This is a genomic window from Mucilaginibacter frigoritolerans, from assembly GCF_007830615.1.
Taxonomy (GTDB): Bacteria; Bacteroidota; Bacteroidia; order Sphingobacteriales; family Sphingobacteriaceae; genus Mucilaginibacter; species Mucilaginibacter frigoritolerans.
Genome location: NZ_VLLI01000018.1, coordinates 26,368 through 46,383 on the forward strand (window position 1 = coordinate 26,368; position 20,016 = coordinate 46,383).

19 protein-coding genes and 1 pseudogene are annotated in these 20,016 nt (G+C 41.2%); 15 read left to right on the plus strand and 5 right to left on the minus strand.

All coding sequences use genetic code 11. The features are described from left to right. Window positions 1-154: 154 nt before the first annotated feature. Window positions 155-1,039, minus strand: coding sequence for a tetratricopeptide repeat protein (locus JN11_RS22390; protein WP_144916324.1), 885 nt, complete (start codon window positions 1,037-1,039; stop codon window positions 155-157). A 253-nt stretch (window positions 1,040-1,292) separates the two neighbouring features. Here JN11_RS22390 and JN11_RS22395 point away from each other — a divergent pair, with 253 nt between their 5' ends. Continuing rightward, on the plus strand, window positions 1,293-1,640 hold the full coding sequence (locus JN11_RS22395) for a nuclear transport factor 2 family protein (RefSeq protein ID WP_144916326.1): 348 nt from the start codon (window positions 1,293-1,295) through the stop codon (window positions 1,638-1,640). A gap of 36 nt (window positions 1,641-1,676) precedes the next feature. Beyond that, on the plus strand, window positions 1,677-2,276 hold the full coding sequence (locus tag JN11_RS22400) for a Crp/Fnr family transcriptional regulator (protein ID WP_246139078.1): 600 nt from the start codon (window positions 1,677-1,679) through the stop codon (window positions 2,274-2,276). 60 nt (window positions 2,277-2,336) lie between these two features. Here the strand turns inward: JN11_RS22400 and JN11_RS22405 are convergent, their stop codons facing one another. Continuing rightward, window positions 2,337-3,527 (minus strand): alginate lyase family protein, encoded by a 1,191-nt coding sequence (locus tag JN11_RS22405; RefSeq protein ID WP_144916327.1) that lies wholly within the window; start codon window positions 3,525-3,527, stop codon window positions 2,337-2,339. A gap of 341 nt (window positions 3,528-3,868) precedes the next feature. Between JN11_RS22405 and JN11_RS22410 the strand changes: the two genes are divergently transcribed. Genes JN11_RS22410 through JN11_RS22425 form a run of 4 tightly spaced genes read left to right on the plus strand, consistent with a single transcriptional unit; the run spans window position 3,869 to window position 6,572 of the window. Continuing rightward, complete coding sequence (locus tag JN11_RS22410) at window positions 3,869-4,519, plus strand: FadR/GntR family transcriptional regulator (protein WP_144916328.1); 651 nt, start codon at window positions 3,869-3,871, stop codon at window positions 4,517-4,519. A 4-nt stretch (window positions 4,520-4,523) separates the two neighbouring features. Beyond that, window positions 4,524-5,357: a sulfite exporter TauE/SafE family protein gene (locus JN11_RS22415; protein ID WP_144916330.1), complete on the plus strand. Its 834-nt coding sequence runs from the start codon at window positions 4,524-4,526 to the stop codon at window positions 5,355-5,357. 5 nt (window positions 5,358-5,362) lie between these two features. Beyond that, window positions 5,363-5,764, plus strand: coding sequence for a DUF1634 domain-containing protein (locus JN11_RS22420; RefSeq protein ID WP_144916332.1), 402 nt, complete (start codon window positions 5,363-5,365; stop codon window positions 5,762-5,764). A 19-nt stretch (window positions 5,765-5,783) separates the two neighbouring features. Next, a complete protein-coding gene (locus tag JN11_RS22425; protein ID WP_144916333.1) occupies window positions 5,784-6,572 on the plus strand; it encodes an alpha/beta hydrolase in 789 nt (262 codons plus the stop codon). 75 nt (window positions 6,573-6,647) lie between these two features. Here the strand turns inward: JN11_RS22425 and JN11_RS22430 are convergent, their stop codons facing one another. Both JN11_RS22430 and JN11_RS22435 read right to left on the minus strand, forming a co-directional pair. After that, the gene (locus JN11_RS22430; RefSeq protein WP_144916335.1) at window positions 6,648-7,544 is read right to left on the minus strand and encodes an SDR family oxidoreductase; all 897 of its coding nucleotides are present in this window, start codon (window positions 7,542-7,544) and stop codon (window positions 6,648-6,650) included. 93 nt (window positions 7,545-7,637) lie between these two features. Continuing rightward, a complete protein-coding gene (locus JN11_RS22435; RefSeq protein ID WP_144916336.1) occupies window positions 7,638-8,216 on the minus strand; it encodes a Crp/Fnr family transcriptional regulator in 579 nt (192 codons plus the stop codon). Window positions 8,217-8,624: 408 nt separating this feature from the next. Between JN11_RS22435 and JN11_RS22445 the strand changes: the two genes are divergently transcribed. After that, a complete protein-coding gene (locus JN11_RS22445) occupies window positions 8,625-9,155 on the plus strand; it encodes a DUF3455 domain-containing protein (RefSeq protein WP_144916338.1) in 531 nt (176 codons plus the stop codon). Window positions 9,156-9,234: 79 nt separating this feature from the next. Here JN11_RS22445 and JN11_RS22450 read toward each other — a convergent pair whose 3' ends face one another. Next, the gene (locus JN11_RS22450) at window positions 9,235-11,193 is read right to left on the minus strand and encodes a glycoside hydrolase family 127 protein (protein WP_144916340.1); all 1,959 of its coding nucleotides are present in this window, start codon (window positions 11,191-11,193) and stop codon (window positions 9,235-9,237) included. 279 nt (window positions 11,194-11,472) lie between these two features. Between JN11_RS22450 and JN11_RS22455 the strand changes: the two genes are divergently transcribed. From JN11_RS22455 to JN11_RS22490, 8 genes and pseudogenes are all read left to right on the plus strand, one after another. Next, window positions 11,473-12,738 carry an MFS transporter gene (locus JN11_RS22455; RefSeq protein WP_246139079.1) on the plus strand — a complete coding sequence of 422 codons (1,266 nt, stop codon included), beginning with the start codon at window positions 11,473-11,475 and terminating at the stop codon, window positions 12,736-12,738. Window positions 12,739-12,921: 183 nt separating this feature from the next. Beyond that, window positions 12,922-14,163 carry an arsenic transporter gene (locus JN11_RS22460; RefSeq protein WP_144916341.1) on the plus strand — a complete coding sequence of 414 codons (1,242 nt, stop codon included), beginning with the start codon at window positions 12,922-12,924 and terminating at the stop codon, window positions 14,161-14,163. 185 nt (window positions 14,164-14,348) lie between these two features. Beyond that, window positions 14,349-15,152: an SDR family oxidoreductase gene (locus JN11_RS22465; RefSeq protein WP_144916343.1), complete on the plus strand. Its 804-nt coding sequence runs from the start codon at window positions 14,349-14,351 to the stop codon at window positions 15,150-15,152. A gap of 61 nt (window positions 15,153-15,213) precedes the next feature. After that, window positions 15,214-16,118: pseudogene (locus JN11_RS22470) on the plus strand (helix-turn-helix domain-containing protein). Between the two features lie 211 nt (window positions 16,119-16,329). Beyond that, window positions 16,330-17,598, plus strand: coding sequence for an Hsp70 family protein (locus tag JN11_RS22475; protein ID WP_144916345.1), 1,269 nt, complete (start codon window positions 16,330-16,332; stop codon window positions 17,596-17,598). Between the two features lie 114 nt (window positions 17,599-17,712). Further along, window positions 17,713-18,204 (plus strand): peptide-methionine (S)-S-oxide reductase MsrA, encoded by a 492-nt coding sequence (gene msrA, locus JN11_RS22480; RefSeq protein WP_144916346.1) that lies wholly within the window; start codon window positions 17,713-17,715, stop codon window positions 18,202-18,204. A 189-nt stretch (window positions 18,205-18,393) separates the two neighbouring features. Further along, entirely contained in the window at window positions 18,394-19,035 is a 642-nt protein-coding gene (locus JN11_RS22485; RefSeq protein WP_144916348.1) for a (2Fe-2S)-binding protein, read from the plus strand. Further along, window positions 19,032-20,012, plus strand: coding sequence for an FAD binding domain-containing protein (locus tag JN11_RS22490; RefSeq protein ID WP_144916350.1), 981 nt, complete (start codon window positions 19,032-19,034; stop codon window positions 20,010-20,012). Before JN11_RS22485 ends, JN11_RS22490 begins: the two co-directional genes overlap by 4 nt. Window positions 20,013-20,016 lie beyond the last annotated feature (4 nt).

Consider the following 20,016-nt stretch of genomic DNA (forward strand, 5'->3'; position numbering starts at 1 on the left):
GTAAATATTCAGCTATCGTTATGAAACCTCAAATAAATTCAATCAGCAGGGTGTTTTTTTTAACCGATGGGTGTTTTTAGTTATGATTAAAGTTTTAAAAAAAATCCGGGATATAAATCTACTCCTCTGCTTCTATCTAAGAAGAGTTGAGAAATTACCAGTTGAAAAAACGTTTAGTCTTTTTCAGAGGAATTTCATCGTTGCAGTGCTTATCTATTCTCTCCTGAGCATAGGCAGCCCCTAACTCTTTTGCTTTATTCCAATCTTCGCAAGCACCTTTTTTATCGTTGATATTGAATTTTGAATTGCCTCTGTTAAAATAAGCCATCTCATTTTCAGCATCTAATTCAATCGCCTTTGAATAATCACCAATAGCTTCTTGGTATTCCCCTGCTTCATCTTTGTTTGCCGCTCTGTTAACAATTGCACTTACAAAATCGGGTGCTAATTCTATCGCCCTATCATAGTCGCGCCTGGCTGCTTTCCAAGTATGTAATTGATCTTTTACCGCCGCCCTGGAATACCATGAATTAGGATCATCAGGATTTATTTTGATGGCCGTTGAAAAATGAATTATTGACATTCCCAGATTGCTATTATTATATGATTCCATAGCAAGTTCGAAGTAATAATCAGCATTTTTTGTTTCCACATCTGCAAAGGTTTGATTTTTGGGATCGCCCATTGCTCCATAACCATCAAGCTTGCAATCATATTTATAGCCCTTACAGTATAAATCCAAAGCCCAATACATCAGGTTACTTTCATCAACCGGAAATTCTGTTGAATCACCGCTTATTTCCCAGTATTCTTCGCCTTTTCTAACCTCTCCAATTTTATAGCTGTAATTTTCCCGCAGGAGATTTCCTAAAGACTCAAGTTTCTCCCTCGCATCTGAAATAAATACAAAGTCGTAGCTTGCCATAGAATAATCCAGCATTCCGCTTTTACTCCTTTGCTCATATACACTAATTGCCGAATCCATCTCCTTGCCGAATCTGGCATTAAATTCGGCTTTAGTAAAAAATGTGTTTTCCATTAATAAATTAGGGTTTTAATGGTACCATATTAACAATATTCACCAATATGCGCAAAAAATATTCAGGTTCTATCTAACAAAAAAATAATCCCAAAGAGCTATTAGCCTGCTTAAGAAAGAAAAATTCGCATAATCAAAACAGTATTGGCGTCTATCAATATCCTTTCCCGCTACTATTTTCATTTATTAAACTACTTTAATTTTATTGTGCTGAGGGTGCTGTTCTTTTGCAGTACACTAAAAATTAATAAAGATGATACCCTCAGTTGAAGAAATGATTGAACGATATGTTGCCGCCTGGAATGGGAAAGGGCTTGACCAATTTAAAGCAGATTTTGCCGAATGCTGGGCCGCCGATGCCACCTATACCGACCCAAATTTTGAACTGGTAAAGGGGGTTAACGGCATTGCCGAACTGGCCCAGACCTCACTGGAACGGGCCCCTATTCGCACCTTCTCAATACTTACCCAACCAGAATACCATCACCATGTAGGGCGCTATAACTGGCAGGTACAACTACCGGAAGAAACCAAGCAAGGGTTTGACTATTTTGAGTTTAACGATCAACATCAAATCACCCGCATTGTAAGTTTCTTTTGATTTGAATAAGCAGCACACGCTTTATTGTTCCCATTAATGAGCCGTACATTTTATCTTTATGCAAAAACTAAAATGTACGAGCTCATCCTTGCCAATTTTTCCATGCATGTTGCACTTGATGCTGCAGAAACGGAGCCCATCAAAACTAAGCTGCAACATAAAACTATTAAAAAGAGTACTATTTTACTTGATATTTGCAGGCATATATGCTTTGTTAACAAAGGCTGTCTGCGTATTTTTAATACAGACAAGGATGGCGAAGAACACAACATTCTATTTTGCCCCGAAAATTGGTGGGCTGTTGACATAGCCAGCTTTTCCGGACAAACACCTGCTTTTTATACCATTGCTGCATTAGAAGATACGGAGGTGTTTTACCTGAGCTATAATGTATTGGAGCAATTGTATATAGAAATACCGAAGCTGGAGCGTTTTTTCCGGATAATGATCCAAAACGGGTTTAATTTATATCAAAATCGTATTACCTCCAATCTTTCAAAATCAGCAGAAGAACGATACATGCTGTTCCAAAAGCAATACCCTAAACTAGAACAAAGGATTGCGCAGAAACAGATTGCCTCCTACCTGGGCATTACTCCTGTATTTTTAAGTATGATCCGCAAAAGAAACAGTTAAAAAAACCTGCCCTCAAATTAATAAGAACAGGTTTCTATAAATGTTTAGGTAAAACTTCTTTTAAAAAGTTGTCGGTACGTTATGATGTGTATAGTTTGTCCAGCAAAGGAAGCTGATGTCGCCATTTGGCAACCCATCATTATCCGGCACGTATAAGCTGGCTATATAATTGGTTTCGGCAGTATTGTAATGCCTGTCGGCAACATTAATACCAGGCCAAATTGGGTTTGATACATTTCCTTTTGGCGAGCATGGAGGCGTAACGGTACCATTTATTAGTTTATACTGATAATTAAAACCACTAAGCAAACGACTATTGCTATCCGAATAAATAGATAAATCTCCCTGAATACCACAAGTATTTGCTGCATAACTTAATCCGGTTAAAGAATATTGATAATGTACATAATCATCATGCGAACCGCATACTTCGCCATTCAATGATCCGTCTGACGCGATATCAAGGGGAAGTACATTTTCAATTACGGTTATGCCATTCTGATAAACCGTTTGACTATCCTCAAAAACACCGATAGCAATTTTAGCCCATCCTTCTGAGATGTTCCAGTTATTATTATATCCTGGATCTGAAGCGTGGTTAATATAATTGTCTTTCATAGTGTTCAGAAAGTTACAGAACTGCGTATTTTCAGCAGTTGTCCAGCCGCCGCCCACGCCATTTGCCGGGATATAGTATTTTATAATTTCGGCAGCGGCAGCAAATGTCGGCGCCGCCCATGAAGCCTCCAGGTAAGCCTGATTAGGGTTATCGCCGGTAACGTTGAAGTTTTGGAATGCGCTTGCCCATCCGTCCAGCATTTGCTTAACCGTAGTGGCATAAGATGCTGTACCTGTTTTGGCCCAGCGTAATGCCAAGGTATAGCATAATAAAGCATCCCCTTTGAAGCTTATTTCATCGGGCGTAGTTACACCACCGGCTACTGTTACGGTAGCCTTGTACTGCCCGCTTGGGCTATGATCATTACAGTAATTAAGTACATACTGATAGGCTGCCAGTCGGCTGGCATTGTTGGAGTTAGCCTGTTGGGCAATATAATCTAACGTTTGCTGGGTATTTAATATGCCGGGGTGTACAAAACCAGTAGCTGTTGCCAGCGATTTACTTTTTAAAGAAGGAGCCTGCGGTGTATTAGCCACGCTGTTTTCTACCTTTTTACATTGGTAAATAAATAAGGAAAGCGCTAAACAGCAGGCAACAGCAATCCCTGTACGAATTTTTTTCATTTTCATAATGTTGATATTATTGGTTTATAATGAATTCACTTAATGCAAATGATGCATGCGGCCGCTAGCAACAATTTGCAAAACTGCAGCTCACTGCAGTTGATAATTGGTTTATGTACTAAGATACAGCTTGTTAAAACCGAAACATACTTCTATCCCAACAATATTTACGCTAACGTTTTCGTAACATAACACGAAATATAGACCCGTAAACACCCTTGTTTATAGCATCCACAAGGTTATATAATTATTTCTTTGTCAGCATTAAGTAATTTAAGCAACAAATACAATACAAACATATGATGTTTTAATAATACATCATATGTTTGTATTGTATTTAAGAAACAATGGAAAAAGAAAGACTTTCTGACCTGGTGGCAACAAGAATTAGGCAGGATATACAGGAAGGAAAATATAAGGCAGGCGAAAAAATACCTGCCGAACCCGAACTGATGAAAATATATACCGTTGGCCGATCATCAATAAGAGAAGCGGTAAAAAGCTTAGCCATTACAGGCACACTGGAAGTAAAACAAGGCGATGGGACTTACATAAGGCAAGTTGGTCAAGATGTGGCGATGGATCAGCGGTTGCGCAATGCTGATTTTGATGAGATAAATGCAGTACGAATCCTGCTGGAAGAAGAAATTATCCGTCTTGCTGCTGAACACCGCACTGCGGATGATCTGAAGGTAATAGCCAATCACCTTGCAGACCGCAAACAAGCCATTATGGATGAAAACCGGGAAGCTTGCACAAATGCTGATATCGCCTTTCATTCAGCCATTGCCGATGCATCGGGCAATGCTGTACTGGCCGGTCTTTACCAAAGTTTCACACAAACCATACGAACTTTCTTTGCCAAACGCGAGATTCAGGGAATTGGTCATTTTGCTATGAGCCATCATCTTCATGAAAACCTCTATAATGCCATCCTTGGTAAAAGAAAGAAACAGGCGCTGGATATTATCCGGTATATTTTAAACAATAACTATTAAGATCATGACTATCCTCACATTCACTTTATTACTGCTAGCCGGTGCTTACCTTGCGGGTTTGGTAGGTTCACTTACCGGCCTGGGCGGCGGTGTTGTTATTATCCCCTTGCTCACGCTCGTTTTTCACGTTGATATCCGCTATGCAATAGGTGCGGCCCTGCTGGCTTCAATAGCCAATTCATCTGGTGCGGCCAGCGCCTATGTTAAAGAGGGTATTACCAATATCAGGCTGGGCATGTTCCTGGAGATTGCTACAACAGTAGGCGCAGTAATTGGTGCACTCATAGCGGTATACACCCCAACCAATACCATTGCTATCCTTTTTGGAAGTATCTTATTATTCTCGGCAGCTATGACGCTCAGAAAAAAGAACAAGGAAGCATTGCTTGAAGGAAGTGCACTCGCCAATACACTTAAACTGAATAATAGCTATCCGACCAAAGAGGGTGAAGTAAGCTACAAGCTAAAGAATGTAGGAGCAGGCTTTTCTATCATGACCCTTGCGGGAATTTTTTCCGGCTTGCTTGGCATCGGATCGGGTGCACTTAAAGTACTTGCCATGGATTCAACCATGCATATCCCCTTTAAAGTGAGCACAACTACCAGTAATTTCATGATCGGCGTTACCGCAGCTGCCAGCGCAGTAGTCTATCTACAACGCGGATATATGGACGCAGGCATTGCATTCCCTGTAGTATTGGGTGTGCTGGCAGGCGCGTTTACCGGGTCAAAACTCCTTGTAAGGCTTGATCCTAAAGTTTTGAAATACATTTTCTGTACCGCAATTGCCTTTGTTGCGGTTGAAATGATCTTTAACGGCTATAACCACAAATTTTAAAAACCATGAAAAACATAATCTCAAAAAAACGCTTTGCAGATCAGGATATCGAGCAGCTTATTGGCCTGCAATTAAGATATGGAGTAGTCATTGCCAGCCTCATTGTACTTGTTGGCGGAATCCTTTATTTATACATATCAGGCAGTGCACTACTACCCCACTACGAACAATTTGCCGGCGAAAAAGCCAGGTTTATTACAGGTGCAGAGATCTGGCAAGGGGCACTAAATCTCAACCCAAAAGGCATTATTGAATTGGGTGTAGTTATCCTGATTGCAACCCCAGTTCTGCGTATCCTTTTCTCGTTAATCGGCTTCATTATTGAAAAGGACAGGCTCTATATTATAATAACCCTGATAGTGCTTTTGGTAATGATGTTCAGCACCTTCGGCGGTTTAAAAGTTTAAATCTAAAATTCAACACACTATGAAAAATGTAAATAAAACCATCATCGGCTTAATCATGACAGCCATGCTATTGTTCAATATTCTACTTCCTTCAACTACAGTTCATGCGCAGGAGGTAAGTCCGGTTAAAAATATTGTGCTGGTACACGGGGCATTTGTAGACGGTTCGGGTTGGAAACCTGTTTATGAAATCCTTACAAAAAAAGGATATCACGTAACCATCGTTCAACAGCCATTAACCTCTTTTGAAAATGATTTGGCAGCCATACAACGCATCCTCGATCAGCAAAACGGACCATGTATTTTAGTGGGACATAGCTATGGGGGCGGATTGATTACCGAAGCCGGTAATGATGCCCATGTAGTTGGGCTGGTTTATATTGCTGCGCATGCACCTGACAAAGGAGAATCGGAAGCAGATAATGGCAAACGCTTTCCACCGGCTTACAAGTCATTGCAAAAGCCTGCAAATGGATTCGACTATATTGACCCGAATCAATTTTATGCTGATTTCGCTGCTGATCTGCCCAAAGAAAAAGCTGAATTTATGGCCAATGCACAAATGCCTACTGCCGACGGCGTATTCCATACTGCAATCAAAAACCCGGCATGGCGTGTAAAACCCAGCTGGTATATGGTAGCCCGCGCAGACAGGATCATCAACCCAGACTTAGAACGCATGTACGCCAAAAGAGCTAACAGCACTACCGTTGAGGTTGATGGTGCCAGCCACTCCGTTTTCGAGTCACACCCTAAAGAAGTTGCACAATTAATTATTGATGCAACAAATAAAGCAAGCAGTAAATAATTTTCCGAATACCAGTTGATATTCAAAGCGCGATTCCAATAGCAAGGCTGCTATTGGAGTCGCGCTTACTATTTTTTAAGATTTGAAATAAGTACCCTTTTCCAGATCAGCAAGGAGGCTGGGATGTGTTGGTCGCCATTTTAACCATTCCTGAGTTAGCTTGCTGGAAGTTGGCCCATCAATAGCAAAAAAGCGCCCCATCCAGCTAAAATGTTCAGTAGCCACTTCAGGAGATATAGAAACAACCGGTAGATTTAATTGTGAACCTATTACTTCAGCAATTTCACGACACGGTACACCCTCATCGGCTACGCCATGATAGAAAGCTCCGACTGCGCCTTTTTCAAGCGCCAGTCTGTAAAGATGAGCAGCATCCAGACGATGAATTGCGGGCCAGCGGTTAAGCCCCTCCCCAATATAAGCAGAAACACCTTTTTCACGGGCAATGCTGATGAGCTGCGGAACAAAGCCATGGTCGCCGTTATCATGCACAGATGGGGCCAAACGCACTACCGATATTTTTATACCCTTTTCTGCCAATGATCGCGCCAATATTTCTGAAGCTATACGCGGCACTATGGAAACATCGAGCGTAGGGAAATCTTCTTCTGTGGCCAATCTTCCGGGAGTCAGCAAAAGGGCACCTGAAGTAATAATAATGGGTTTGTCCGATGTGCCAATTTCGGCAACCATAGTTTCTATGGCAAGCTTGTCAGTAGCGCAGGCAGCTGCATAGTTAAAAAAATCATGGATAAAGGCGGTGTGGATTACACCGTCTGTGGCAGCCACTCCGCTCCGCAGACTGTCCAGATCATCCAGCGTACCACGGTGAACTTCGGCACCGGTAGCAGCCAGTGCTTTAGCTGATTCATCTGAACGCACAAGGCCCAACACCTTGTGGCCTGCTTCAATTAATTCCTTTACAATGGCAGAGCCGATAAAGCCTGTGGCTCCGGTTACAAATACACGCATATTTGAGTTGTTTTAATTAATAATCATTTTTAAACAACACAAAATTGATCAAAGTCGTTTTGCAAAACGAGGACATTTGACGTCATTTTTTATTTATCGAATCAGTTGAGCCTGCCTGATACGACTAAGGGTTTTGAGCGAAACACCCAAATAAGAAGCCACCATATGTAAAGAAACACGTGAAAATACATCAGGATAATTTTTTATAAACTCATCGTACTTTTCCTCAGCTGTTGCGCTTATATTACTGAGGACACGTTTCCTAACCAAATACAAATTACGGGCAACTAATTTTTCTGAATAAGCTTTTAAGCCCGGGATGTTGGCGAATAAGTAATCAAAATCGCTTTTCGTCCATAAGATCAGCTCGCTTCTTTCAAGTGCATCAATGTTACAGTGTGATGGGGTTAAATTATCAAAACTTTCCGGATCTGTTGTCCAACTGTTTTGGGGCGAAAACTGGAGGATATGCTCACTGCCATCATCCCTGGTGCAGAAGGTGCGTACCAATCCTTTTGAAACAAACATTTTGTACCGGCAAATCTCACCCTCCTGCAATAACAGCTCCTTTCTGCGTACAACTTTTTCAATAGCCCGCGAGCGGATCAATTTAATGTCATCATCACAAAGAGCAGTATGCGTCTTTATAAAAGTTTCAAATTCTGCGAACATATGTATTTCAAAAATACAGAAAATGCGATTGCCTCTTGCTCTCATCCCTAAATTTGAAGATTAACTGACCATACCTGCAGGTTCTTCTAAATAAATATCCCCTAAAATCAAACAGGTGTGCCTGTGCCACCAGGTACACGTGGTACACCTGGTACACCCTAATTATTTATCCTCATTACCTGGCCAAATAAACTCCATCAACATTATAATATGATCTGGTAACAAAAGAAAGCCTTATCTGAGCTTAACCAAAGTACCAATTCGGCAACCTCTGATGATTCGCCCAAACGGCCTATTGGATGCAGGGCAATCAAAGCATTTCCCAATATTGTATCATCAAAAATCCCACACAATGATTTTATAGTTATTTAAACAATAAAAAACTATTTTGCCTGTTAAAAAGAGAACATGCTACGAATCTATCTTTTATCAATATTATTGTCCTTCCAACTGGCAAGTTTTGCCCAGGAAGCCTATCCTTCCGCTATTGCGGTTCCAGCAAATTGTAAAGTATTAATACACACCTATGCAAAAGGAGTGCAAGTGTATGTTTATACACAAGATTTAAATGACACTTCAAAATATACATGGGTTTTAAAAGAACCTATTGCCAATTTATATGCAGATAGTGCACATACTTCATTAATTGGAAAACATTACTTCTCTGCCGGAAATACACCCACCTGGGAAAGCACAGACGGATCCAAAGTAACCGGAGCTAAGCTGGCACAGGTAAACTCACCCGATGGGGCTGGGATTCCCTGGTTGCTTCTAAAGGCAAAAACAATTACAGGCCCCGGGGTTTTACAACACACAGCTTTCATCCAAAGAGTGCATACTATTGGTGGAAAACCACCTGTTGTTGCCGGCAAGAATCAGAAGGGAGAAATCCAAAAGGTATCGTATACCGCTGAGTATATTTTCTACAGTGAAAAATAGCAGGAAATTTTGTTAAAACACAGGATACTAATTAAGCATCCGTTTCGCCATTCCCAATAAATATAAGCTCTTGCATTATTTACCGGATGATGATTTTGTTAATTTCCTGTGGTTTTATATAACCCTGGTGCCAATAGATCATATACCGGGCATCGTGTAATTTATAAAAAGGAATTAACTCCAAATCTTTAAACTTAGCCGGACTGATTAATCCCGGAGCAATGAAGGTTTGAGGCTTTCCGTACACTGGTTTAAGATATTTCCCAAGATCGGTACCGTTGCTTGCCAGTACAGGTGCAGTATATAATGGATACATTTTCCCTCTGGCAAGATACCCACCAAACTGATCTGCATCGCCAATTAAATTATCCAGATCGGCTGTATCTGTTTTTGCTGCTAAAACTATTGGGCCATGCAAAAATGCTACATAATGCGAACTGTCAGGCAAAGCTTCTGTTGAAATTTCCATGGGTAAACGAACTTCAATTTCATCCCCCTTTTCCCATACCCGGTTAAGTTTTACATAGGTGCCCGGCAACGCATCAACAGCTACATCAGCACCGTTTATTTTTATTTGCAGCTTGCCCGGCTTTACCCAACGCGGATAACGGATATTAATATCAAAAGCACCCGCTTTTACTGCCTCAACCAAAAGTTTTGTGGTTTCCTCATCCGGAAACTTTGTTTGTTGAGAAAGAACGAGGCCCTTTGCTGCCCAATTTAAACGGGAAGCAATAAACAGGTTTACGTAAAGGTCATTTTGTTGATAGCTGTAAATGAGTTCGCCATATTTACTATGATTTTCCATTCCCGATCCAACACAGCACCACATGTCTTCCTGTGGCTGTGAGTAAACACGGTAATGCCGGGGTCGCATTGGGGTATAATAAACAAAACCACCATGCGTTGGATGCTGGCTTGAAAGAATATGGTTATACAAAACCCGCTCATAAAAATCCATATACTTAACTTCGCCCGCTTTTTCAAAAAGGTGGCGGGTTAGTTTAAGCATATTATAAGAGTTACAAGTTTCAGGGCCTGCAATATCGGTAATCATTTTACTGAAATCGTGCATCGGGTTAAAGTGCTCGTTTACGCTGTTGCCCCCTATTACAACCGTACGGTTATTCACCACGGTTTCCCAAAAAAACTGTGCGGCTTTTCCATAATCCTCATCACCACCAACCTCAGATATCCGCTGAAAGCCTATAGCCTTAGGGATTTGCATATTGGCATGTAACCCATCCAATGGGTCGCGACCCTGTATTAATGGATCTAAAACTGCCCTGTGCGAGAACCTTCGCGCCAGGGTGAGGTATTTATCCTGACCGGTTATAACCGATACATCAGCAAATACTTCATTTAACCCGCCCTGTTCTGAAATCAACATCGTTTGAATCTGTTCATCAGATAGTTTAAGCGAAACACTGTAGATATAGTCAGTAAGTTTTATCAATATATCTTTTGCCTGCGGCTTACCTGCAATCAGCCAGGCATCCCTTAAACCAGCCAAAAGTTTGTGAAGGTTATAAAGCGGCACCCATTTTTTATTCAGAGAAAACGAGTCTGCTTCAATTTTACCTGCGGCAATGTCCTTCCACATGGCTGTCCCTCCAGGTATTCCGCCAAGGTAACCGCTTCCTATTTTATCCTGGCAAAGTTTTAGCTCCGCCAGCATATAATCCAGGCGCCTGTTCATTTCGGCATTGTGGGTAGAGGCATACATATTTGATAATGCAGACAAATAATGGCCGCCGATGTGCCCGTCCAGACCTGTATTTTCCCAATTACCGTAGCTTTTCTTTTTAGGTGTTAGTCCGGCTTCGGTAAGGTAAGGAGCCAGTAAACGGTCTGGATCCAAAGCCAGCATATAGGTCATATCCGTTTGTTGCGCATCTTTAAACACTCCGGGTAATAATTCAACCTGCTGCAGCGAAAATGAATGCAGCGTAGGTGCAGTCTGCGCCCGAGCATTAAGTACAATGAAACAACAAGCTGCCATTGAAAACAGCAAATGAGGAATTATTTTCTGGCCCATTATATTAAAGTATGATTACGAATTGGTTTGCAGCACTAAAGTAAACAAAGTTTTTAATAATTGTTATTTGTACACGTATTATTCACTTTCTCAAATACATCATAAGTTTACAGCCAGGAAATAATATTGCGGTAAAGAACCGAAAAAGTTGCTCCTTTTAAATGGAGTGGCTTTTTGTTTGAATTTACGCCTGTAAAATGAAAACCTTCTTATTTCATTTCGCCAGTACTTCTTCATTGTAAATAAAACATTAGCCAACTGGAAGGTGTTAAAAACAGTGTGAACAGGCATCAAACCAAAGCAAAAACAGACCGGACAATAATCCGTCCGCTTCAGTCTCTGAATTTTTTCATGGCGGATATGCAGGCTGGGATTGGCCCTTTCCTGGGAATATTTCTTTTGGCGCATGGTTGGAAAAGCGGCCCAATCGGAACGGTGATGACTATCGGAGGCGTCGCTGGAATGCTGATGACTGCACCGGCAGGTGCGCTTATTGATGAAACAAAACGTAAACGTTTGTATGTAGTTATCCCCGGAATATTTACCATCCTGGCATCTGCGATAATTCTCTTATCTCAAAATTTCTGGCTGGTTAGCGTCTCCCAAATCGCAACAGCCATAGCCGGATCGGCTATAGGGCCTGCGGTAATCGGCATTACACTCGGCATAGTTAAACAAGCAGGGTTTAACCATCAAAATGGTTATAATCAAGCCTATAATCACGCAGGTAACGTTGTGGGTGCCGCATTATCAGGTTTTCTGGGCATGAAGTTCGGGATGCCTGCAGTATTCTGCTTAGCTGCACTTTTTGGCATACTTTCCATTGTATCCGTTTTAATGATCCCCGCGAAAGCTATAGATGATAAGGCCGCAAGGGGTTTAAAAGATAATGACGAAAGTAATAAAGCAAGTGGTTTTAAAGTATTACTTCAATGTAAGCCTTTGCTCATACTGGCAGCAGCTCTGGCTTGTTTTCATTTAGGTAATGGAGCAATGCTGCCTTTGTACGGCTTGGCGGCGGCTACAAAAAACCAGGGAAACCCAACTATGTTTGTTGCCATGACCATCATCATTGCGCAGGTGGTAATGATGGGGGTATCTCTCATCGCCATGCGGGTGGCCGAAAAAAGAGGTTACTGGTTGGTAATCCTCATTTCATTCATAGCCCTTCCTGTTCGTGGGCTGATTGCCGCCCATATGATCAATCAAACAGGTCTATACCCTGTTCAGATTTTAGATGGTATAGGCGCCGGATTACAAAGCGTGGCTGTTCCTGGATTAGTTGCCCATATTTTAAATGGCACAGGCCGTGTGAACATTGGCCAGGGGGCAGTTATGACTGTACAAGGATTGGGGGCATCGTTGAGCCCCGCTATAGGTGGCTGGATTGCCCAGGCATTTGGATACAGTTCAACATTCCTTATTTTGGGCAGTTTCGCTACTGTTTCTATTTTACTTTGGCTGCTATTTTTCAGATCACTTAAGGCGGCTTGTGATATCACATTAAAAAAAACAGATAGCTCTAAAAATATTTTCTCTTTATGAGTTTGATTAATTTCAGGACAGTTGGAACTAAAATTGCCTGCTCTATTGTGTAAATCAGCTAAAAGTAAAATTGCAGTAATGCCAATAAAATAGGCACATAAGCAGAAAATGGTATTTTTGGCATGCAACTTGGCTACAACGAGAATGGTAAACTATCCTGATCTATTTATATCTTAATTAATTATGCCACATATTTCCATTTGGATTATCTCCTTTTTAGCAATAGCCGGTGTTATTATAAAACCTTTTAAAATACCCGAAGTTATCTGGGCGGTTCTGGGCGCAGCAGTTTTACTGCTATCAGGGTTGATTTCATTTACTGAAGGCTGGTTAGGTGTGACAAAAGGAACAGACGTTTACCTGTTTTTAACTGGCATGATGCTGCTTGCTGAAACTGCCCGTGAAGAAAAGTTGTTTGACTGGTTGGCGGCGCATGCCACCAGAATGGCTAAAGGATCCGCCGATCGTCTTTTTCTGCTTATTTACCTGGTGGGGGTGGTTGTAACCACATTCTTATCTAACGATGCCACCGCTGTAGTTTTAACGCCAGCTGTTGCCGCAGCGATTAAGGCTGCTAAGGTAGAAAAGCCTCTTCCTTATTTACTGATCTGTGCTTTTATCGCCAACGCTGCTTCCTTTGTTTTACCAATATCCAACCCGGCTAACCTCTTAATATATGGCAGTCATATGCCGCCTTTATTCCACTGGTTGCAGCAATATATTTTACCCTCATTTTTCGCCATAGCTATAACCTATTTTGCGCTGCGGTTTACACAACGTACCGCATTAAAAGAAAAAATAGCGTCAAACATTCCTATTCCAATGCTTTCGCAAGGCGGCAAAACAGCTATGATTGGTATTGCTGTAACTGCAGTTATTTTACTGATTGCTTCGGCATTTAATATTCAGCTTGGCTTACCCACAGCCATCACTGGTATCTTAACTTCCGCAATTGTAATTATCCGGGCGAAAAAAAATCCATTGATTGTTATCAAAGGTGTTTCGTGGGCAGTTTTACCCTTAGTTGCAGGTTTGTTTGTTATAGTGGAGGCGCTTAACACCACCGGGCTTATTCAAACCTTAACAAACCTGCTTCACCAAAATGCAGCTCATTCTGTTAATGCCACAGCCTGGGGAAGTGGTATAATCATCGCTTTTACCTGTAATCTCATGAACAACTTACCAGTAGGCCTTATAGCTGGGAATGTAGTGCAGGGTCATGTTCCTGAACTTATTAAAAGTGCCGTATTAATAGGCGTAGACCTTGGACCAAACTTGTCTATCACGGGTTCTCTTGCCACTATTTTATGGCTGGTTGCCTTACGGCGAGAAGGTCAAACAGTTAGCGCCTGGGCTTTTCTGAAACTGGGCGCTCTGATCATGACGATAGCACTTTTATTCGCTTTGGGATCATTGTGGATTTAACGAGCGGATCTTTGCATCCGACGGGGCATAATCCGAACCATTTTTGAAAAGCATAAAGCTTGCTTATCCGCAAAACGTGTTGCTAACACCAATTCATACTATTTGGAAACAACTAAGCCCGATTTGGCAACACGGAACATTTTTACTTACCGGACTTTTGCATTGGAGATTTTAAAAAACCAAAAATGCAAAAAACAATTTTTATTACAGGAGCATCGGCAGGCCTTGGAAAGGCAACCGCTAAATTATTTCAACAAAAAGGCTGGAATGTAATTGCTACAATGCGTAACCCGGAAAAGGAAACAGAACTCACTCAATTGAAAAACGTTAGTCTTTTGCCTCTTGATGTGACCAATTTGGAACAAATTAAAACCGCCGTAGCTAAAGCTATTTCCTTACACTCCATTGATGTGGTGTTTAACAATGCAGGCTATGGATTGATGGGAGCAATGGAAGCGCTTAGTGACGAACAAATTTTAAAACAGATCAATACCAATCTTTTAGGGGTATTGCGCGTTGCGCAGGCATTCATCCCACATTTCAGAGAAAAGAAAAGTGGTTTATTTATCAGCACAACTTCCATAGGCGGACTTTTCACATTTCCCTTACACTCTATTTATCACGCAGCAAAATTCGCAATAGAAGGCTGGTCAGAAGGCATGTCATTTGAATTAGGCTTACACAATATCGGGATCAAAACCATTGCGCCGGGCGGAATTGCCACAGATTTTATAGGCAGATCGCTTGACAAGAGCTCTCATACCTCATATCAGGAAATAGAGAATAAACTATTCGCTGCTATAGATGGAATGATGCAGTCTGCCTCAACTGCCGAACAAATTGCTGAAGTAGTTTACGAGGCTGCAACAGATGGTAAAGACCAGATACGCTATGTTGCCGGCGAAGATGCAAAAGCATTGTATGCACGCCGTTTGGAAATAGGTAACGAAGAATTCAGAAAAGAGATCAGAAAGCAGATTTTAGTATAATTTAAAAGAACAGCTAACCGAAAAGACTTTGTCTTTTTTAAATTTGAAAAAAGAAAATCAAATGCATATCATTAATTCAATATCCGAAAAACACCGTTTGGTATCTTTACCGGAACCATTACACCCATTGGTGAGTGTAATTCGTATTTCGGATATGCGTTTTACAGATAATACGATATGGGAACATTTTTCTTTGAATTTTTACTGCATATCATTGAAAAAGAATATTGCAGGAAAAACGAAATATGGTCAGCAATATTACGATTACGATAAAGGTGTAATGACTTTTGTTGCACCAAAGCAAATCATGTCCCTCGATGCTTCTCCGACTGATATACTAGCTCCGGCATCCGGGTATGCATTATTGTTCCATCCAGATTTTCTATACAAACATCCGCTTGCTGCAACTATCAAAAATTATGGTTTTTTTCTTACGCAGTTAACGAAGCGCTGCACCTTTCAGAAAAAGAAGAGAAAAACATTACAGAGATATTTCAAAAAATTGATGAAGAATATCAGCATATAGACCGGCACACGCAGGATATTATTCTTTCCCAGATTGATCTGCTACTAAATTACAGTAACCGGTTTTATGAAAGGCAGTTTATTACCCGAAAGGCAGTCAACCATGATGTATTAACCAGGATGGAGCAATTATTAAATGAATATTTTGACCATGAAGAAACCTTGAAAAACGGGCTTCCCACTGTTGAATACCTGGCAAATCAACTCAACCTGTCTCCGCATTATTTAAGCGATCTGTTACGTTCTCTTACCGGACAAAGTGCCCAGCAACACATTCAGGAAAAATTGATCGAAAAAGCGAAAGAATACCTCTCTGTAACCAATCTGTCGGTTGCTGAAATTGCCTATCAATTAGGTTTCGAGTATCCGCAATCATTCAACAAACTGTTTAAAAAGAAAACTAATATTTCTCCGTTGGAGTTCCGGCAAACATTTAACTAATAGCCAAATCAACATCCAACCCTAAAATAAATATGAAAAGCAAAAGCTCCGCAAATCTGCGGGGCTTTTGCTTTTAGAGTGAAAACCTATTGTCAAAAAAAGTGCTGTTCACTTAAACATCCCCCTCAAAATTAAATATCCATTTCGTTACTAAGCTATTTTTTAATATTTTCGCCGCCCTTCAAATTTCTACTGTTTTATCCCCATTGATATGAAGAAGTTTTTATACGGAATTGATTTTGGAACTACCAACTCGGCCCTTGCTATTTACGATGAAGAGTCGAAAGAAATACATAGCACCATTATTATTCCTTCGCTCATTTATTTTTATTATCAATATAATGCAGCAAATGATAAAAATTATGTGGTAGGCGAAGAAGCAATCAAAGCCTACCTTCAGGATGGCATGAAAGGCCGTTTTATCAAGTCTGTTAAACAAATTTTATCAAAAACCAGCTTCACAGAAACCCGTATCCACAACAGGAAATATAATGCTGCCGATTTGGTAGCGCTCATTTTAAAGGAATTGAAAGAACGCGCGGATGAGTTAACAGGGCTGGATTGCCGGAAGGCGGTAATTGGCCGGCCTGTTTTTTTTGACGATGATGATGTTAAAAAAGATACGCTGGCACAAACACGACTAAGCAAGGCAGCAGAAATAGCAGGCTTTGAAGAAGTCCGTTTTCAATTTGAACCTATCGGAGCAGCATTTGCCTATGAAAAAAGTCTCGAAAAAAAGGAAAATGTATTGGTAGCCGACCTCGGCGGAGGTACCACAGATTTTACCTATTTGGTGCTCGATCCAGAAAAAGTTGGCAGCAAAGACCGAAAGAATGATATGATGGCCAGTGGTGGTATCTACATAGGTGGCGATAGTTTCGACTCTGCTTTTATGTGGGAGAAAGGCACACCATATTTCGGTAAGCACACGCAATACGAAGCTACCCCGGGCAAGGTATTAACTGTACCCAAATCGCTTTTTGCAAACATTTGCTCCTGGGAACAAATGAATTTCTTTAATGGTCTGCGTATTAAAAAAGATATAGAAGATTACTACTACTTCTCTGGCAACGACCGTCTGTTTAAAAATCTGATTACCCTCATTGAAAACAATCTGGGCTATTCGGTATTTCAATCTATCGAAAAAACAAAAATCACACTTTCCAATACTGATACTACCCAGTTTAGCTATCACAATATGGATATCGAAATTGAGGAGGAAATACCCTTGCCAGTGTATGAACAGATCATCGCAAAAGATGTGAACCGTATTGCAAACTACCTGGATCAGTTTATGCTGCAAAATGGCATCGACCCTAAAAATATCGATAGCCTTTTCTTAACCGGCGGTACTTCTATGGTGGGCAGTATTCAAAAACTCTTTAAAAACAAGTTCCCTCATGTTAACCTTAATTCGGGCGATAACTTTCAGAGCGTGGCTAAAGGTTTAGCTTACAGTGGGTACCTCTTTGGCGATTAATCAATAATTGAGTATTAACATCCTTTGTTTATTCATTAGCAAGTAATATCTCTGGCTCACCCTTGTCATTTACTCATTTGTGTCCTACCTTTAATCAATAATAAAAAACTATATATGGATACTGAAAAAGCTATTCTGGCAGGTGGCTGCTTTTGGGGAGTTGAAGAATTGATCAGACATTACCCGGGTGTTATTTCGACGGTTGTTGGATACACAGGCGGCGATGTCAAAAACGCAACTTACCGCAACCACGGAACACATGCTGAAGGCATAGAAATTGTATTTGACCCCGCGGTTCTGTCTTACCGTAAATTGCTTGAATATTTCTTCCAGATTCATGATCCAACAACAAGGAACAGGCAGGGGAATGACATTGGAGCCTCTTATCGTTCTGCCATTTTCTTTGAGAATGAAGAACAACGCGAAACTGCAAAAGCTTTAATTGCAGAGTTGGATGCCTCTGGCAAATGGCCTGGCAAAATAGTAACTGAGGTTGTGCCTGTAGGTGATTTTTGGAACGCAGAAGAAGAACACCAGGACTATTTGCAAAAGAACCCATACGGATATACCTGCCACTTTGAAAGACCTGATTGGAAGCTGGCGTAATTCAAAAAATCCTGGGATAGAAACAAGAATAAACTATAAAAGAAAACCACAGTAGAAGACATTAGCAGGATGTTTGTTTATCAAGCCCAGCCTCAGGAGTAAGGTTTCGTACTTCTGAAGCTGGGCTTTACTTTTTGTAACTTATAATAAAAGTCGTACCTTAATATTTGCATCTCAAAATCAATATCTATGTCAGATAAGAAACCATGCAAATCGCCTGATAACGAAGTACTTTCAGGTGAATCCCGCCGTGAATTCCTAAAAAAATCCACTTTACTAACTGCAATTGCACTCACACCGGGAGTGGCTGTAAAAGCGGCAGAAGGCCAATGGGACGAAAAACTTGCCGGAGTTTTTGAAAAAATGTTGTTACACGTTGAGGTAAACGGCGTTAAACATAGCCTGATGGTTGAGCCCCGTGTTACACTGCTGGATCTGTTACGTGAGCAACTGGATTTAACCGGAACCAAAAAAGGATGTGACCATGGTCAGTGTGGCGCATGTACCGTTCACGTGGATGGGCATCGTGTTAATTCTTGCCTTACACTCGGTGTTATGGTGAATGATAAGAAGATCACCACTATTGAAGGATTGGCAAAAGGCGATCAATTACACCCAATGCAGGAAGCTTTTTTAAAACATGACGGATTTCAGTGTGGCTATTGCACACCAGGGCAAATCATGTCTGCCGTAGCTTGTATACGCGAAGGACACGCAAACTCAGAAGGAGAGATAAGGGAATATATGAGCGGTAACATCTGCCGCTGCGGGGCCTATCCTAATATTGTAAATGCTATTCAGGAAGTAAAAGATGGAGGGCAAACCGTATGAAACAGTTTCAATACACCCGCCCTTCCACCCAACAGATGGCTTTGGATGCCATTAGCAAACCCGGTGCAAAGATCATAGCAGGAGGCACCAATCTGGTTGACCTGATGAAACGTGGTGTTACAGCACCTGATAAGCTGGTGGATATTAATCATCTCCCATTAAAAAACATAACTCCTACCCACACAGGATTACATATTGGTTCATTGGCATTAAATAGTGTCGTGTCTGAAAATGAACTGGTGCTTCAAAAATTCCCATTGCTCAGCATGGCGCTCAAAGCCGGGGCATCGCCGCAATTACGCAATATGGCAACAGTTGGGGGCAATATGATGCAGCGCACCCGTTGTACATATTTTTACGACACTACTATGCCTTGCAACAAACGTGAACCTGGCACAGGTTGCGGTGCAATGGAAGGCTTCAACCGGATGCACGCCATATTTGGTACCAGCAATCAATGCATTGCTGTAAACCCAAGCGATATGTGTGTTGGTCTGGCTGCACTTGATGCCGTAGTGATAATTGCGGGCCGAAAAGGTGAAAGACGGATTCCATTTACAGAGTTTCATCGCCTGCCAGAAGATCATCCCGAAATAGATAACCATTTGGCAAAAGATGAGTTAATTATTGGAGTGGAGATTCCTGATAATAATTTCGCTAAAAACAGCTATTACTTAAAAGTGCGCGACAGGCAATCTTATGCTTTTGCATTGGTTTCAGTAGCCGCTGCTCTGGATATCGACAATGGTGTGATAAAAAAAGCCCGACTGGCAATGGGTGGTGTAGCACACAAACCATGGCGGTTATTTGATGCCGAAAAATGGCTTATAGGTAAACCCATAAGCGAAGAAAACTTTAAACAGGCAGCACAAATGGCAATGGCTGGTGCAAAGGGCTATGAATACAATTCCTTCAAATTAAATCTGGCTCCGGCAACTATTAACGAGGCGCTGAAACATGCTGCCGGTTTAGTTTAATTTT

Excerpts from the sequence above, each read along its gene's own strand:
- JN11_RS22400 (WP_246139078.1), top strand. The coding sequence starts at position 1,677 with ATGAGCCGTACATTTTATCTTTATGCAAAAACTAAAATGTACGAGCTC.
- JN11_RS22450 (WP_144916340.1), bottom strand. The coding sequence starts at position 11,193 with ATGGGCCAGAAAATAATTCCTCATTTGCTGTTTTCAATGGCAGCTTGT.
- JN11_RS22420 (WP_144916332.1), top strand. The coding sequence starts at position 5,363 with ATGAAAAACATAATCTCAAAAAAACGCTTTGCAGATCAGGATATCGAG.
- JN11_RS22445 (WP_144916338.1), top strand. The coding sequence starts at position 8,625 with ATGCTACGAATCTATCTTTTATCAATATTATTGTCCTTCCAACTGGCA.
- JN11_RS22460 (WP_144916341.1), top strand. The coding sequence starts at position 12,922 with ATGCCACATATTTCCATTTGGATTATCTCCTTTTTAGCAATAGCCGGT.
- JN11_RS22465 (WP_144916343.1), top strand. The coding sequence starts at position 14,349 with ATGCAAAAAACAATTTTTATTACAGGAGCATCGGCAGGCCTTGGAAAG.
- JN11_RS22485 (WP_144916348.1), top strand. The coding sequence starts at position 18,394 with ATGTCAGATAAGAAACCATGCAAATCGCCTGATAACGAAGTACTTTCA.
- JN11_RS22390 (WP_144916324.1), bottom strand. The coding sequence starts at position 1,039 with ATGGAAAACACATTTTTTACTAAAGCCGAATTTAATGCCAGATTCGGC.
- JN11_RS22430 (WP_144916335.1), bottom strand. The coding sequence starts at position 7,544 with ATGCGTGTATTTGTAACCGGAGCCACAGGCTTTATCGGCTCTGCCATT.
- JN11_RS22435 (WP_144916336.1), bottom strand. The coding sequence starts at position 8,216 with ATGTTCGCAGAATTTGAAACTTTTATAAAGACGCATACTGCTCTTTGT.
- msrA (WP_144916346.1), top strand. The coding sequence starts at position 17,713 with ATGGATACTGAAAAAGCTATTCTGGCAGGTGGCTGCTTTTGGGGAGTT.
- JN11_RS22415 (WP_144916330.1), top strand. The coding sequence starts at position 4,524 with ATGACTATCCTCACATTCACTTTATTACTGCTAGCCGGTGCTTACCTT.
- JN11_RS22410 (WP_144916328.1), top strand. The coding sequence starts at position 3,869 with ATGGAAAAAGAAAGACTTTCTGACCTGGTGGCAACAAGAATTAGGCAG.
- JN11_RS22405 (WP_144916327.1), bottom strand. The coding sequence starts at position 3,527 with ATGAAAATGAAAAAAATTCGTACAGGGATTGCTGTTGCCTGCTGTTTA.
- JN11_RS22425 (WP_144916333.1), top strand. The coding sequence starts at position 5,784 with ATGAAAAATGTAAATAAAACCATCATCGGCTTAATCATGACAGCCATG.
- JN11_RS22475 (WP_144916345.1), top strand. The coding sequence starts at position 16,330 with ATGAAGAAGTTTTTATACGGAATTGATTTTGGAACTACCAACTCGGCC.
- JN11_RS22395 (WP_144916326.1), top strand. The coding sequence starts at position 1,293 with ATGATACCCTCAGTTGAAGAAATGATTGAACGATATGTTGCCGCCTGG.
- JN11_RS22490 (WP_144916350.1), top strand. The coding sequence starts at position 19,032 with ATGAAACAGTTTCAATACACCCGCCCTTCCACCCAACAGATGGCTTTG.